Below are 14761 nucleotides of genomic sequence, written 5' to 3' on the forward strand. Positions count from 1 at the left end.
ATACCCTTCATTATACCACAGTTAGTGATTAATATCTTCAGAGTTACCTTGCCACCGACTATGCTTTCTGAAGTCAACAACATTCGAAGTGTTAGCTATTGTCTCATCAATTTCTTCCTGAGTTTTTGCTTTCTCACAACGAGCTTGATATTTTTGCTTAAGCGCATATGGAACTTGTACAAAAAGTTTCCAAAAAGATTTTTTCGTCAGGTCATAAGCAATACCACCAACAATTGCGGCTTTGATAGTCGACAGAAAGGCTTCATCTCCTGCGACTTGTATCGCGGAAGCCACAAACTCAGTACAAATACTGCCGTCTCTAGCATTATTTAACGCCCACACAATGCCACTTTTTCCCTCTTCATACAAAGGTAGCTCTAGCTCTCTAGTAACCTGATCAAGCTCTGTTAGGGCTGTGATCGTTGTGTCTAGAACTAAAGAAGACACTATCCCCAACTCTTTAAGCTCTGTGTAATATCCTGTTGCGAATAGAGCACCAAAGTTTCTCTCGTAAGGCAAATCAGCTTTGAATGTGATTGTTGCTAGCTCTTGAGCATTACTAAGTCGAGATACTTGTGAAGCACGATAGAGTTTCTTATCACCTAATAGCATTGGTATTGGCTCAGATGGTCGCTCATCATTGCCTAAACAATTAGGGTTATTGCGCTTAAAGTTCTCTGCCTGCTCAAAAATCTCTTTATACACTTCATCACGGTCAATTGGTGGATATCCCCACTCATCTAGCAAGATGATTAAGTCAAAATGCAATTCAGCCCGAATATCATCTCGCTTATTCCAATCTGTATATTTGGCTTTATCATCAATGACTTTTTTCACTTCTTTAGCCAGATCCGTCAGTTTTCCTTCTGGATAGGTAAAGTCGTACTTATGAGCGAGCGAGATTAGAATGTCGTAAAAGGCTTTTTCTTCAAAATTTATTCCCATTTCACCGAAGGAGGCCATCTCTTTACGAAGTTCATTGTAGAGATCGATAATCTCGTCTGAAAAGTCAGTAATAATTTCTGAGCGGAGCACATCTTTCTCTTCTCGTTCATTGTATTTTTCGACCAACATATTCATTTTTTTAGTGAAATCGACACCTTTCACTTTATTGGTCTTTTTAAACTCTCCAATCGCCTTGGCAAGCATCTGTTGAAGTAATTGAAGCTTGGTGTTTGGTTGTTTCACCATTTCTAACTTAGCGAGGTAATCTTCATCAAAAATATCAATTTCACCGCCTTGGTCATCACCTAGCTTAAATATTTCCTCTACCCCATCACTCATCAAAGCATCTTTAACCAAATCACGCACTTTGTGGTTCATTTGCTCCACATCAGGTGCACCGCCAGTGGTTATTTTAAAAACTATGGTACGAACGGCGAAGTAATAATGAATTTTGTCTTTATGGGCTTGTGTTAGTTCACTACTGCCTACACAAATGTCATAGGCTGACTTAAGTCGTTTAGTTAAATCCATAAAGGTTTTTTCAAACTTCTTCGTTCTCAGAGCATAATCAGCAGAAGCATTTAAGCAATGCAATTGCTCAAGTGCTGTACCTTTAAAGTATGGTTTTGAATCGAATTTGTAGAATAACCCATCAAGCAAGCTCAGATGATCTTTAACGATAATCACAGACTGCTTAATATCTTCCAAGTTCTGCTCTTGACCGCCAGTATATTGAGATAGAGCTAGGTTCATCTGCTTTTTAATGCCAATGTAATCGACTACCAAGCCACTATTTTTCCCTTCAAACTTACGGTTTACCCTTGAGATAGTTTGGATTAAATTGTGTTTTTGCAGTGGTTTATATATGTAGATAGTGTCTAGAAATGGGACATCAAAACCCGTCAACCACATATCAACCACTATAGCAATCTTGAAGTTCGACTTGCCATTTTTGAATTGACGATCCAACTCTTTACGATCGTCTTTATTACCAAGCTTATGCCATAGTGTTTTATCATCGTCTTGGTTACGAGTCATGATCATCTTAACTCGCTCCATAGGCTTAACTTTTTTCTTATCACTTTCTGATAAGGTTGAGCCTTCTTCACAAATCTTTATTTCATCCCACTTAGGGCGAAGAGCAACCAACTCGTTATAGAACTGATAAGCAATCTCACGACTGCTACAGACGAACATTGCTTTGCCTTTTTGAGTAGTGCCTTCTTCAACTCGATTCTCATAATGCTCTACAAAGTCTTTCGCAATAGACTTAAGCACATCTGGATCGCCTAATATGATATCCATACTCAGCATCGCTTTCTTACTCTTATCTATTTGATACTCGTTGGTGCCTGCATCAAAGCACTCTTTATAGTATTTTTCTATCTTGTCGAGACTCTTGCTATCGAGCAAAACTTTTGCAGCTCGTCCCTCATAGACAATCGGAACGGTAATTTCATCAAAAACCGATTCGGTCATTGTATAGCTATCAACTACCGCACCAAATACATCAAGCGTTGCATCAATTGGTGTCCCCGTAAAACCAACATAAGTTGCATTTGGTAAAGAATCGTGTAGATACTTGGCAAAACCGTAAGTTTTCTTAACACCATCTTCTGTGACTGTGATTTTTTGCTCTAAATTAGTTTGGCTGCGGTGCGCTTCATCCGAAATACAGATTATGTTAGTACGCTCAGTGAGTAATGCTAAATCTTCAGTGAATTTATGAATGGTTGTAAGGAATACACCACCACTTTTACGGCCTTTAAGGTGCTCACGCAGCTCAGCACGGCTATCCACACTAATGATATTCTGATCTCCAACATAACCTTTCGCATTGGTAAATTGACCAGATAGCTGATCATCAAGATCGGTACGATCAGTGATAAGAATGATCGTTGGACTGCCTAGTTCAACATCTTTCATCAACAAGCGAGATAAGAACAGCATTGTGTAGCTCTTACCACACCCTGTAGCTCCAAAGTACGTTCCCCCCTTACCATCACGAATAGGGTCACCACTCATCAACTTGCCATGATCATCAAAGCATTTCATATGTTGTTTGATATTGACAAAAAGTTTTGTTGCTGCGTAATACTGAGGATAACGACAAACAATCTTCTCTTGCTTGCTTGAGGTATCGGGAAGGTAAATAAAGTGACGAATCACATCAGTTAATCGCTTCTTGTTAAACAAGCCGCTGATCATAGTAAAGAGTGAATCAATACCGTCTTTATTCAGCTTCTCTTCACCCGTAATTTTACGCCAAGAGTAATAAAACTCGTATGGGGCGAAGTAAGACCCCATCTTGTTATTCACCCCATCACTTATCACGCACAAAGCGTTGTACTTGAATAGCTCAGGTATGTCTCGATCATAGCGAGTAGTTATCTGTATATAGGCATCGTAAATGGTAGCCTCTTCTCGAATAGCACTCTTGAACTCAAATACAACAAGCGGCAAGCCGTTGATGTAGAGAATTCCATCAGGGATACGCAGCTCATAGCCTTGTATCTCCATCTGGTTTACTACTCGGTAAATATTAGAGTCATGTGAGTAGGAGCCATCAGCCAACAAAGAGTCTTCAACAACTGATGAAAAATCGATAAGCTGAATGTATAAGTCTTTTTGACTTGCATCTTCACGCTTTAGCAAAAAGCCATCAGAGATAAACTTCATAATGACTTTATTCGTATCGTATAGATCCGAAGCTGGAAGGTACTCAAGCTTATGGATAATTTGCTCTATCTCATAGGCTGTAATGCTATCAGCTCGATAACGTTTAGCTAGAAATTCACGAAGATCGGACTTAATTAACACATCTTCTGGTGCTCGCTCAATCGCCTCACCACAAGTATGTGAATAACCTTCTTTCCCTAGTAGTTCAATAATAGCTTGTTCAAGCCTTTCTTCTGTGAATTTCATTTAAATTAACTCTTCCTTATCGTGCCCCATTTGCTCAACTACACCTCGTAACAAGATCGGAGATAAAGGTTTAAGGATTTCTTCAAAACGTTTACTTATCTCTTTTCTAATTTCTAATGCGTGATGAATAGCAACATATTTTTTTTGAGCATCAATGGGCGGTAGCGGAACTTCAATGTCACAAAACCTATCCCAGTCTAAACCGCCTCGAATACTAGAATCACAATAGAACCAAGTTAGTCGATCAAATTCTGGGCGCTGAAAAAACATCATCAAAAATTCTGGCAATACAACTTCATCATCTAGAACTTCAAAAGTCTTGTACGCTGGGGAAACTAACGCTGGTTCATCATCTCTATAAAGTGCTATAGGCAATCGTTCATCACGACCTACGTGCATAATATTACAGGCGAAAACTCCTTTTTTAATGACCTTATAGTTTGTTAAATCTAAGTTTGTTGAATTAGCAATTGATGGCATGTAGTTTTTAGATATGTTTATGCCTAGAAGATTAGACACACAGTTATCTTTGTTCTTCACATCAACCATAGAAATAAGGCTGCCTATTGGACTAGATTTCATAACCGATTCCTTTAAATGCTTCAAATAGCTCTTCTTGGGCTTGTTTCTCTTCTTTCATTAATGCCGACAATTCAGACTGAATTCTTAGCATTTCCGCCTCAAAATCTATTGTGCTATCGGTAGCTGAAAAAGGGATATATTTACTAGGGACAAGAGAGTAATCGCTTTTTACAATCTCTTCTTTTGATGCCGAGTAGCAAAATTCAGCTACATTTTTATAACTTTCAGGATGCCTATCTCTTTGCCAACAGTGAAAAACTTTAGCTACATCGCTAATGTTATTTTCCGTAAGCTCTATATATTTTTTTTCGAACTCAGTCCCTAACCTTCTAAGGTCCATAAATAAAATTTCTTTGTTTCTTTCCCTTAAATGCACCTCACCATCTTCATTTTGGAGAACCCTAGCGTCTTTATTTTTATTGATAATCCATAAAGTCACACTGATATCAGTGTTATAAAACATATCTCTAGGCAGAGTAATAATGGCCTCAACTAAGTTGTTATCAATGAGTTGCTTACGTATCTTGTACTCACTACCTGAAGCTGAAGTTGAACCACTTGATAAGATAAATCCAGCAATTCCGTTTTGAGAAAGCTTAGATACCATATGCAGTATCCAGCCATAGTTGGCATTACTAACTGGTGGAATCTCATAACCATCCCAGCGATGATCATCAATCAATTCTTCTGTTCCTCGCCAATCTTTTTGGTTGAAGGGAGGGTTTGCCATAATAAAATCAGCCTTAAGCGTCTCTTGCTGATCATTAGCAAAAGTATCTTTGGCTGCCACACCTAAGTTGGCAGAGATCCCTCTTATAGCAAGGTTCATTTTTGCAAGCTTAAATGTCGTAGGGGTCGCTTCTTGCCCATAGATAGCAACGTCTTTTGTATTCCCTTTATGCTTTTCAATAAACTTCATCGATTGGACAAACATACCACCTGAACCACAACAAGGATCATAGATTTTGCCTCTATACGGCTCAATTAATTCAGCTATTAAATTAACCACGCTTTTCGGTGTATAGAACTCCCCCTTACCTTTACCTTCTGCAATAGCAAATTTGGCTAAGAAATACTCATAAACCCTTCCTACAATATCTTTATGAGGACTGTTTAGTGTTTCTATGTTCCCAATGACATCCACTAGTGCCGCTAACTTACTGGTATCGAACTCTAATTGAGAAAAGTAATTCTTAGGTAATGCACCTTGTAATGCTTTATTGGTTTTCTCGATAGTGCTTAGAGCTGTATCAATTTTCAGCGCAATATCTTCTTGTTTCGCGTTCTGCTGAACAAAGCTCCAACGGCTCTCTTCTGGTAGATAAAACACATTATCTTTGGTGTATGCCGGCACCATATCAATGTGTTTTTCAAGCCCTTCATCAATAAGTTTCTGACGCTGCTTTTCAAAGGTATCACTGATGAACTTTAAGAAAATTAGGCTCAATACGATGTGTTTGTATTCTGATGATTCAACACTACCACGCAGCTTATTTGCCGCATCCCAGAGTGTTTCTTCAAATGATTTTTCTTTCTTTTTTACAGGTGATTTTGCCATGTTTTTTATTACTCTAAAAAGTTAGGGCTACTGCAGTTGTTTGCAGTTCATGGCAAAAGATTATATATGAAATTAAGTGAATGAGGTTGATAAAGCTCCGATTTTATGAGCTTTTATAGGACGTCTTAGAAAAAGTTATTAGCAATAGTAAATCTTCAGAATATGAATAAATCAAAATTATTACCACTGACACTGGTAAGCTAAGCAATAGAAGTTGTTTTATTCCAATGCCTTTTCACTGTCGCAATCCCCAACCCTAATGCTTCAGCCGTTTTTGATTGAGATAGCCCCTCAGCTTTCTTGGTTTGGACTGACTGGGTCGTCTTATCCGCTGTTGGTCTGCCGAGTTTCTTGCCTTGTGCTTTAACTCTTTCAAGCCCTTCTCTTGTTCGCTCCCTGATCCGGTTTCGCTCGAACTCTGCAAAAGCTGAAAACATCTGAAGCATTAGCTTACCCTCAGAACTAGAAAGGTCTGCCACGGGCAGGTCAAGGCAAGCAACCTTAATGCCTTTATCAGTCAGCAGATTAATGGTGTTTTGAACATCAATATTATCGCGGCCTAAACGATCTAGCTTTAAGACCACCAGCATATCGCCACGTTCCAGCTGGTGGTTGATAAGCATCTTGAACTTTTCACGCTTCATCGCTTCAACAGAACCAGAAACCGTTTCGCTGATAATGCGAGCATCATTCACCTCATACCCCCTCTGGCGAATGGCAAGAATTTGGTTTTCTGTTGTTTGCTCAGTTGTCGAAACACGGCAATAGGAAAAGATTCGCATGGGTCACTCACTTTCGATTTAGGTATCAAATATGGGGGTATCATACATTAAAGGCATCATAAATTTCATACCATAGTTTTATGATACCGATATTGCATAAAAAATCTGGCATCAATATACGAATATTTATTGATACCAGATGATCAGGTTAATTTGACGGTTTTAGTTCTTTGCCATCATTTGTTGAAACTTCATAAATTGCTTAAATTGCTCCTCCATATCTGATGAGCTTTTTTCAGCAGGCATAGCTAACTTACGCAATAGTTCAGCTTGTTTATAATCAGGCACATCGCCATAACTATAAAAACTGGTCAGCACGCTTTCATGCCCTAGGTTTTGGCTCCATGCCTTAAACTCTTCAGGCGTTCGACACAAATTTTCACCTAACCGTACTAACGTATTGCGGAAACTGTGAGGATTAAAATAAGGCAAACCTACAGCTTCAAAGGCTTGTTTAAAAACCTTACGAATTGGGCTTGCATTACTCCAATGCTCCTTGAGTAAACCAACAGCTTCAAATTGCTGATTCTTGTTGTGTGCCAGTTTTGTTTTAGGAAATAACGGGTCATTTTGGCTGTACCCAAGTTCCCTAATCAGATGCTCAATCCATTCACTCAACACCTTTGATGGCAACTCACCCACAGGGAAAAAATAGGTGGTGAATGTTTTACTAAATTTCGTGTTTACATCCCTTGCATCCTGATAAAAGCTCTGTTCAACAATATCAACGTGTTTTATTTTAACTGAAGCGACAGCACCATCTCTTGCGCCAGTTAAGATAACAAAAGCCATTAAAGCTCTATCACGCATTTCAATCTCATTTGAGCAAGGCATAGCTTCTAATGTCTGCATTATCTGCTCAATCTTCGCCACGTTTCTTTTGCGTTTTGCATTAGCGATACGAGTATCTTTTTCAGACAAGTTGAAGTACTCAATATCGCTGTAATTAATTTTTGCTCGATACCCTTTCTGGGTAACCAAATATTGAAAAAACATCTTTAAGTGACGAGTTGCAGTGTGCACTGTTGCCTTGCTCAACTTTTCACCAGTAACAATTGACTTTTTAGCAAGCAGACTCCTTTTAAAACCAATAGCATGTTTGGCCTTGAACTTACTAAAGTCAGAATAATCCGTGCATTCTTCAAAGCGATTGATGGACTTCATCGCACCATCAATTGTTGAATCATCTTGGCGTTTTGCATCTCTCAAATATTTGATGTAATCATGAAGAATTCGCGCATTATTCGTACTACTTTTTTTCATCATCAAACTCCTTAGCGAAAGGACAATTCAAGAGAGCACTTCCTCTCAGGATTAAGTGCTCTTCAGCTATCGGTAATTTCCCTCCGAGTTCTAGCCAAATTTGGTTTACATCTCGCCAAGAAACGTACTTATTAGCTTGGCATCCACACTCATAGCAATGCCCTGTCATTTGAGCCATTCCCGCAGGCTTAGCGATAAACTCAAGAGATTTAATATCAGGCGTTTTGGGTTGCTTACATTTAAAACAGTACATTTCGTTTACTTCACACTTGAACATGTCTGCTTTTCGCCTCCTTTTTAAATGAATTTTCAAGTCAACCCCATGTATTAAAAGAGGACGTTTTTCATCCACAACAGGCAGGCCAGCATGAATCCAATTGCGTACAGTTTTTGGATGAACCCCCAATGTTTCACTAACTTCAATAACGGTATAGAAGCGGTGAATTTTGATCCGATTAGGATTATTACGACTACCCATTGTTAGCCGCCTTAGATGCTGCAATGCGCTCATCAAGCCATTGATCAATGTCTGCCTCAAGCCAACCAACTGCACGCTCCCCCAAAGAGATAGCCTTGGGAAAGATACCTTTTGTCATGTGCAGGTAAATGGTGCTGGTGGACAAGCCAGTTCTGCCTTTGACTTCAGGCAAGCGGATGATTTTGTTTGACACGATAGGAACCTCTAAACGTTAATGGAAACGAATAAGAGGTTATTGATTTCTAGTGCAGGAAAACCCAATTGGGGAAATCAAGTCCCAATTTTATCTATTTTGCTTTAATTCAACCATATCTAATATCAGAGGTATAAGATCGCGAATTGTTTGCTCTGATATTGGAGTATTATTTGACTCTGTTGCTCTTCGAATCTTCCCCACAACACCTCGCTCTTGAAGGTCAAAATTAGCTTTTTTCAATATCGTTCCGAGTAGAAGGAGAAGTGTCGTACGTTCTTTGCAATGTAGTGATTTGGCTTCTTTAGGCTTATCTTCTAACGAGTAAATGAACCTATTTATTTCAGAAGTACTTATCACTAAAATATTATTATGGTCATCTAATTTACTTGCTAAGCTGTATTGTGGAGGTCTGTAAGGCCTCTTCAGCCTCAACCTTATTTCTTGAAGACTAAGTTTCTCATTTTCGTCTTGAGCATCAGGAGCCAAAGAAGAGTTGTACTCATCACTTTCAGACAAACGCTCTTGTCTAACCTGTAATTGATAGGTTTCGCCATCTTTTTGAAGATAATGCCCAACGAAACGAGGAATTGTTCCAGCATGATCAGAAGTTGTTTGATAATACCTATCTGCTATATCCGCCTGTTCCGCACCAACCATTGCTAAATCCCACACCCCAGATATGGAATACGTCTCAGCTACGACCTCTTCAGCCCACAAGTCTCCTGATATCTGGGTATATCCTTTTATCGGAACGCGAAAGCACTTATCTTTAGGAAAATCGGGGATATTTTTAGGTATAAGCTGCTTATATTTCACATCTTTTGCTCTAATAAGCCGTACTTTTTTAGCTTTTGCTCCATTTACAAATTTCACTGAAAGCCTGATGTGACCATCGGCTGCAAGTTGATATAACTCAGATAGTGAGATTGACTCCCCAATCAAGTTAGAAATATGAGTAATCGCTTCATCAAGTGTTAACCATTTTTTCAATTTATATAACTTACTCATGCTTAGCCTAGCCCTATAACGTTTTACTCGATAAAACGTCTAGATAATTCGCCCATTCCTGCATTAATTTGGTTCTTTCAGCCAGATAAAGCGAACGGTTATAAGCTCTTGAGGTTGCAGTCCCAGTTAGATGAGCAAGCTGCACTTCAATCACCTCATGATTCCAGCCTTTTTCATGCAAGATGGTTGATGCGGTACTTCTAAAACCGTGAGCTGACATGACATCAGCGGGATAGCCCAACTCACGAAGACGATTGGTTAAAATATTTTTGCTCATTGGTTTACTGCTATCCCTTTGATTTGGGAAGACCAGCTTTGAATATCCAGTTACCGCTTTTATCTCTTGAAGATGTTGAACCACCTGTTTAGACATCGGGACTAAATGCTCTCGCCCTCGCTTCATCGCTTCTGCTGGAATCCTTATCAAGCATTCATCAAAATCGATGTATTCCCACTTTAGGTTTCTTATCTCGGTTGGTCTTAAAAATAGTCGAGGGATCAGCTTTAAAGCTTCGATAGTGCAGTAATTACCCGACTCTGAGGTGTCTATATCGTTGATCAATTGTGCGAGCTCGTTGGGCTTAACAATTGCAGCCCTATGCTTAACTGGCGGTAAAGGCTTTAATATATCTCTCAGAGGCAAACCTTGAGCTGGGTTATTACGTGTGAGCCGATGCGCCAATGCATAGCCAAATACTCGGTTTATAACAGCCAAAATGTTAGGGGCTTTCTTAGACGTTCCATCAGCTTCGATGGCAAGCATTAATTCAGTTATATGGCCTGCATCGATCTCCTCAATATGAAGCCCACAGATAGATTTAGAGTCCACCAGCAACCATCGTTTAACTCTAGCTGCATGGTCTTCAGACCAAGAATCTCTTTGCTGCTCCCACCATTTAATAGCAATAGTTGAAAACAACTTATCTTTAGGGGCTGTTTTGACACGCTTTCTATCTCTGCGCTCATCCATGGGGTTAATACCATGAATTAATGAAGCTCTTGCTTCTTCCGCCAATCTTCGAGCTTCAGCTAGTGATATAGAGGGGTATTTCCCTAAAGCCATCTCTTGGTACTTACCAGCATGCCTAAATCTCAGTCGCCAAAGTTTGACGCCACTTTTTTTAACTAATAAAAACAGGTTATTACCGTCAGATTTTTTCACCTGAGATTTATCATCTGGACAAATCATTTTTTTAACTTCTAACGTAGTTAAAGGCATCCACAACTCCTAAAGAGGGGTACAAGATGAGGGGTACTGAGGTTTACACACCTATTTCTAGGATAGTAAAAAATTAAGATACCCCTCATTAACACCTCAAAATTCTAAGAACCAGTGAAATATTATGGGTACTTATAGGAAGCCAAGTCAACAAAAAAGCCCGTAAACTATAAGCTTACGGGCTTTTCTAGGAAGTGTTAGTATTTGGGCAATACGATTACATCATGCCGCCCATTCCGCCCATTCCGCCCATGCCACCCATACCGCCCATATCTTGGCCAGCATTTTGTGGGATCTCAGCAACCATAGCTTCTGTAGTGATCATCAGACCTGCGATTGACGCAGCGAATTGCAATGCACAACGGGTCACTTTAGTTGGGTCAAGGATACCCATTTCTAACATGTCACCGTAAGTGTCGTTACCAGCGTTGTAACCGAAGTTACCGCTGCCGTTCTTCACTGTGTTAGCAACAACTGACGCTTCTTCACCCGCGTTAGTGGCGATTTGACGCAGTGGCGCTTCCATTGCACGCAGTGCGATAACCACACCGTGTTTTTGGTCTTCGTTTAATACTTCAACTTCAGCGATCTTAGAAGCTACGCGAACCAGAGCAACACCGCCGCCAGGAACCACGCCTTCTTCTACCGCAGCGCGAGTTGCATGCAGAGCATCTTCAACGCGGGCTTTTTTCTCTTTCATTTCAACTTCAGTCGCTGCGCCAACTTTAATCACTGCTACGCCGCCAGCTAGTTTAGCCATACGCTCTTGCAGTTTTTCTTTGTCGTAGTCAGAAGTTGATTCTTCAACTTGTTGTTTGATTTGGCTTACACGAGCAGCAATTTGTGTTTGCTCACCGTTACCATCGATGATGGTAGTGTTGTCTTTAGTGATCACAACACGCTTAGCTGTACCTAAATCTTCCAGGGTTGCTTTTTCAAGCTCTAGGCCGATTTCTTCAGCAATAACAGTACCGCCAGTCAGGATTGCTACGTCTTGCAGCATTGCCTTACGACGATCGCCAAAGCCAGGTGCTTTAACGGCAGCCACTTTCACGATACCGCGCATATTGTTCACAACTAAAGTTGCTAATGCTTCGCCTTCAACATCTTCAGCAACGATAAGCAATGGCTTACCGGTTTTTGCCAGACCTTCAAGGATAGGTAACAGTTCGCGAATGTTAGAGATTTTCTTGTCTACTAACAGTACGAATGGGTGGTCTAACTCAACGCTGCCGGTTTCTGGCTTGTTGATGAAGTATGGAGACAGGTAGCCACGGTCAAACTGCATACCTTCTACTACGTCCAATTCGTTTTCTAACGCTTGGCCTTCTTCAACGGTGATCACGCCTTCTTTACCGACTTTTTCCATCGCAGTAGCGATGATTTCGCCGATAGATTCGTCAGAGTTTGCAGAGATAGTCGCAACTTGGGCAATCGCTTTTGAATCTGCACAAGGTTGTGATAAGGCTTTTAATTCAGCAACTGCAGCGATAACGGCTTTGTCGATACCGCGCTTCAGATCCATTGGGTTCATACCGGCTGCAACGGCTTTTAAGCCTTCAACGACAATGGCTTGAGCCAGTACAGTTGCAGTAGTAGTACCATCACCGGCGGCGTCGTTGGCTTTAGAAGCAACTTCTTTCACCATTTGCGCGCCCATGTTTTCGAATTTGTCTTCTAACTCGATTTCTTTGGCAACAGATACACCGTCTTTAGTGATCAGTGGTGAGCCGAAGCTCTTGTCTAATACCACGTTACGGCCTTTAGGGCCTAAGGTCACTTTTACTGCGTTCGCTAGAATATTTACGCCAGCCAGCATTCTTACGCGAGCGTCATTACCAAATACAACTTCTTTAGCTGCCATCTTGATTATCCTTTAAATTTTTAATGATTAATTGGAATGTCGAATTGATGCTGAGGATTAACCCACTACTGCCATCAGGTCAGCTTCCGACAGGATCAAAACTTCTTGTCCGTCGATTTTTTCTTTCTTAACGCCGTAACCTTCATTGAAGATCACCACGTCACCCACTTTGACATCCAGTGGTTTAACTGTGCCATTTTCTAAGATACGGCCATTGCCCACAGCAAGGATTTCACCGCGAGTTGATTTTTCAGCGGCGCTACCGGTCAGTACTATGCCACCCGCTGATGTTGATTCAACTTCTAGACGCTTAACGATTACGCGGTCATGTAATGGACGAATATTCATCTATGAACTCTCCTAATGATTTGATGCCCTACAATCGAGCCTATTTGTGATTAAAAAAACAGACACCTGAGTCTGCTCTTTTGCTGTCTGAGATATGGGGCTGATAGTGTCGAGATCCAAGGGCATTTACAAAAAAAACTTCAATTTTTTGATGTCGGTTTTTTCAAGTCCGCACAATCCTGCTAGAATCTCGCCTCCGCTCGCTAACAAGGCACTATTTTTCCATGAAAGACAGACACGGGCTGCTCACCGCGCCAATTGGTCGTGTACTGCTCAACATGAGCCTCCCCAACTTAATTGGCATTATGACCATTCTAGGTTTCAGCCTCGCTGACACTTTTTTTATCAGCCAATTGGGCACCGAAGCCTTAGCCGCCATCAGTTTTACCTTTCCGGTGACCTTAGTGATCTCGAGTATCGCCATTGGTATTGGTGCTGGAGTCTCGACCAATTTAGGCCGACTTATCGGCTCGGGTAATGCCCACAAGGCCAAAGTATTCTTGCATGATGCCTTATTGCTGACCTTTGGTTTGATTGCCAGTTTAGCCGCTCTGGGTAGCATTTTTATCGAGCCACTGTTTCGCTTACTCGGAGCAAACGATGACAGCTTGCCGCTAATCCACGACTATATGATTTACTGGTATGTCGGTGCGCCGCTGCTGGTGTTGTTGATGGTGGGCAATCAGGGTTTACGTTCCACTGGCGATACCCGCTCGCCGGCGATGATTATGGCGCTGGCGGCAATCATCAACCTCATTCTGGATCCATTACTTATCTTCGGTATTGGGCCGTTTCCACGTTTAGAAATTCAAGGTGCCGCGATTGCAACCCTGTTCGCTTGGTTGGTGGCGTTATCTTTGTCGGGATATTTGTTGATTGTCAGGCGCAAGATGCTCGAATGGACAGTATTTGACATCGACAGAATGCGCGCCAACTGGGCCAAACTTGCCCATATCGCCCAACCCGCCGCCTTGATGAATTTAATCAATCCGTTAGCCAATGCCATTATCATGGCCATGTTGGCGCATATCGACCACAGCGCAGTGGCAGCCTTTGGTGCTGGTACTCGCTTAGAGTCAGTGTTATTAATCGTGGTGATGGCGCTATCGTCGAGCTTAATGCCCTTTATCGCGCAGAACTTAGGTGCAGGCCAGCCACAGAGGGCGAAAGAAGCCCTGCTGCTATCGATAAAATTTATCTTTATCTTCCAAACCATACTTTATATTCCACTGATCTTTTTGGCTGAACCTATCGCGCACTTATTCAGTACCGATCCGCTGGTGATCGAGTGGTTGAGTTTTTACATCTTAGTGTTGCCCTGCGCCTACGGACCTTTAGGCATAGTGATTATTGTGGCGACCTCGCTCAATGCTTACCACAGACCTATGAGTTCACTGGTGATCAACCTGTGCCGCTTAGTGCTACTTATGCTGCCGCTGGCGGCTTTAGGATCCTATATAGGTGACGTTAAAGGCCTGCTGCTGGCGCTACCTGTGACCAATATTTTGATGGGAATTGCTTGTTACTGGCTGGCGCAGCGGATCTGTGAGCCGACAAAGATCACAACCGCTAACGCCATTCGCGAGGGGTAAA

The 14761-nt window shown here is 41.3% G+C and carries 12 protein-coding genes; 1 reads left to right on the forward strand and 11 read right to left on the reverse strand.

Annotation, left to right across the window (positions count from 1 at the left end; translation table 11 throughout):
* Positions 1-21 precede the first annotated feature (21 nt).
* From KV201_RS09915 to KV201_RS09965, 11 genes are all read right to left on the reverse strand, one after another.
* Positions 22-3870 (reverse strand): type I restriction endonuclease subunit R, encoded by a 3849-nt coding sequence (locus tag KV201_RS09915; RefSeq protein WP_264175197.1) that lies wholly within the window; start codon positions 3868-3870, stop codon positions 22-24.
* Complete coding sequence (locus KV201_RS09920) at positions 3871-4452, reverse strand: hypothetical protein (RefSeq protein ID WP_226059206.1); 582 nt, start codon at positions 4450-4452, stop codon at positions 3871-3873.
* Positions 4442-6010 carry a class I SAM-dependent DNA methyltransferase gene (locus KV201_RS09925; RefSeq protein WP_226059207.1) on the reverse strand — a complete coding sequence of 523 codons (1569 nt, stop codon included), beginning with the start codon at positions 6008-6010 and terminating at the stop codon, positions 4442-4444. The genes KV201_RS09920 and KV201_RS09925 overlap by 11 nt, the downstream gene beginning before the upstream one ends.
* A 200-nt stretch (positions 6011-6210) precedes the next feature.
* Complete coding sequence (locus tag KV201_RS09930; protein ID WP_226059208.1) at positions 6211-6792, reverse strand: recombinase family protein; 582 nt, start codon at positions 6790-6792, stop codon at positions 6211-6213.
* 162 nt (positions 6793-6954) lie between these two features.
* Positions 6955-8058 carry a site-specific integrase gene (locus tag KV201_RS09935; RefSeq protein WP_226059209.1) on the reverse strand — a complete coding sequence of 368 codons (1104 nt, stop codon included), beginning with the start codon at positions 8056-8058 and terminating at the stop codon, positions 6955-6957.
* Positions 8042-8533: a helix-turn-helix domain-containing protein gene (locus KV201_RS09940; RefSeq protein WP_226059210.1), complete on the reverse strand. Its 492-nt coding sequence runs from the start codon at positions 8531-8533 to the stop codon at positions 8042-8044. Before KV201_RS09940 ends, KV201_RS09935 begins: the two co-directional genes overlap by 17 nt.
* Positions 8526-8726, reverse strand: coding sequence for an AlpA family transcriptional regulator (locus tag KV201_RS09945; protein ID WP_226059211.1), 201 nt, complete (start codon positions 8724-8726; stop codon positions 8526-8528). Before KV201_RS09945 ends, KV201_RS09940 begins: the two co-directional genes overlap by 8 nt.
* A gap of 90 nt (positions 8727-8816) precedes the next feature.
* Complete coding sequence (locus KV201_RS09950; RefSeq protein ID WP_226059212.1) at positions 8817-9737, reverse strand: hypothetical protein; 921 nt, start codon at positions 9735-9737, stop codon at positions 8817-8819.
* A gap of 13 nt (positions 9738-9750) precedes the next feature.
* The gene (locus KV201_RS09955; RefSeq protein WP_226059213.1) at positions 9751-10956 is read right to left on the reverse strand and encodes a tyrosine-type recombinase/integrase; all 1206 of its coding nucleotides are present in this window, start codon (positions 10954-10956) and stop codon (positions 9751-9753) included.
* Between the two features lie 217 nt (positions 10957-11173).
* Positions 11174-12820 carry a chaperonin GroEL gene (gene groL, locus KV201_RS09960; protein WP_226059214.1) on the reverse strand — a complete coding sequence of 549 codons (1647 nt, stop codon included), beginning with the start codon at positions 12818-12820 and terminating at the stop codon, positions 11174-11176.
* A 57-nt stretch (positions 12821-12877) separates the two neighbouring features.
* The gene (locus tag KV201_RS09965) at positions 12878-13168 is read right to left on the reverse strand and encodes a co-chaperone GroES (protein ID WP_006086113.1); all 291 of its coding nucleotides are present in this window, start codon (positions 13166-13168) and stop codon (positions 12878-12880) included.
* A gap of 224 nt (positions 13169-13392) precedes the next feature.
* On the opposite strand from KV201_RS09965, the gene KV201_RS09970 reads away from it, so the two are divergent.
* Positions 13393-14760, forward strand: coding sequence for an MATE family efflux transporter (locus KV201_RS09970; protein WP_226059215.1), 1368 nt, complete (start codon positions 13393-13395; stop codon positions 14758-14760).
* Position 14761 lies beyond the last annotated feature (1 nt).

It is taken from the genome of Shewanella sp. SR1 (assembly GCF_020447145.1).
GTDB classification, from domain to species: Bacteria; Pseudomonadota; Gammaproteobacteria; order Enterobacterales; family Shewanellaceae; genus Shewanella; species Shewanella baltica.

What these genes read in the sequence shown, in the direction of transcription:
- KV201_RS09930 (WP_226059208.1), bottom strand. Translation starts at nt 6,792, where the DNA reads ATGCGAATCTTTTCCTATTGCCGTGTTTCGACAACTGAGCAAACAACA.
- KV201_RS09970 (WP_226059215.1), top strand. Translation starts at nt 13,393, where the DNA reads ATGAAAGACAGACACGGGCTGCTCACCGCGCCAATTGGTCGTGTACTG.
- groL (WP_226059214.1), bottom strand. Translation starts at nt 12,820, where the DNA reads ATGGCAGCTAAAGAAGTTGTATTTGGTAATGACGCTCGCGTAAGAATG.
- KV201_RS09920 (WP_226059206.1), bottom strand. Translation starts at nt 4,452, where the DNA reads ATGAAATCTAGTCCAATAGGCAGCCTTATTTCTATGGTTGATGTGAAG.
- KV201_RS09950 (WP_226059212.1), bottom strand. Translation starts at nt 9,737, where the DNA reads ATGAGTAAGTTATATAAATTGAAAAAATGGTTAACACTTGATGAAGCG.
- KV201_RS09925 (WP_226059207.1), bottom strand. Translation starts at nt 6,010, where the DNA reads ATGGCAAAATCACCTGTAAAAAAGAAAGAAAAATCATTTGAAGAAACA.
- KV201_RS09940 (WP_226059210.1), bottom strand. Translation starts at nt 8,533, where the DNA reads ATGGGTAGTCGTAATAATCCTAATCGGATCAAAATTCACCGCTTCTAT.
- KV201_RS09965 (WP_006086113.1), bottom strand. Translation starts at nt 13,168, where the DNA reads ATGAATATTCGTCCATTACATGACCGCGTAATCGTTAAGCGTCTAGAA.
- KV201_RS09935 (WP_226059209.1), bottom strand. Translation starts at nt 8,058, where the DNA reads ATGATGAAAAAAAGTAGTACGAATAATGCGCGAATTCTTCATGATTAC.
- KV201_RS09915 (WP_264175197.1), bottom strand. Translation starts at nt 3,870, where the DNA reads ATGAAATTCACAGAAGAAAGGCTTGAACAAGCTATTATTGAACTACTA.
- KV201_RS09955 (WP_226059213.1), bottom strand. Translation starts at nt 10,956, where the DNA reads ATGCCTTTAACTACGTTAGAAGTTAAAAAAATGATTTGTCCAGATGAT.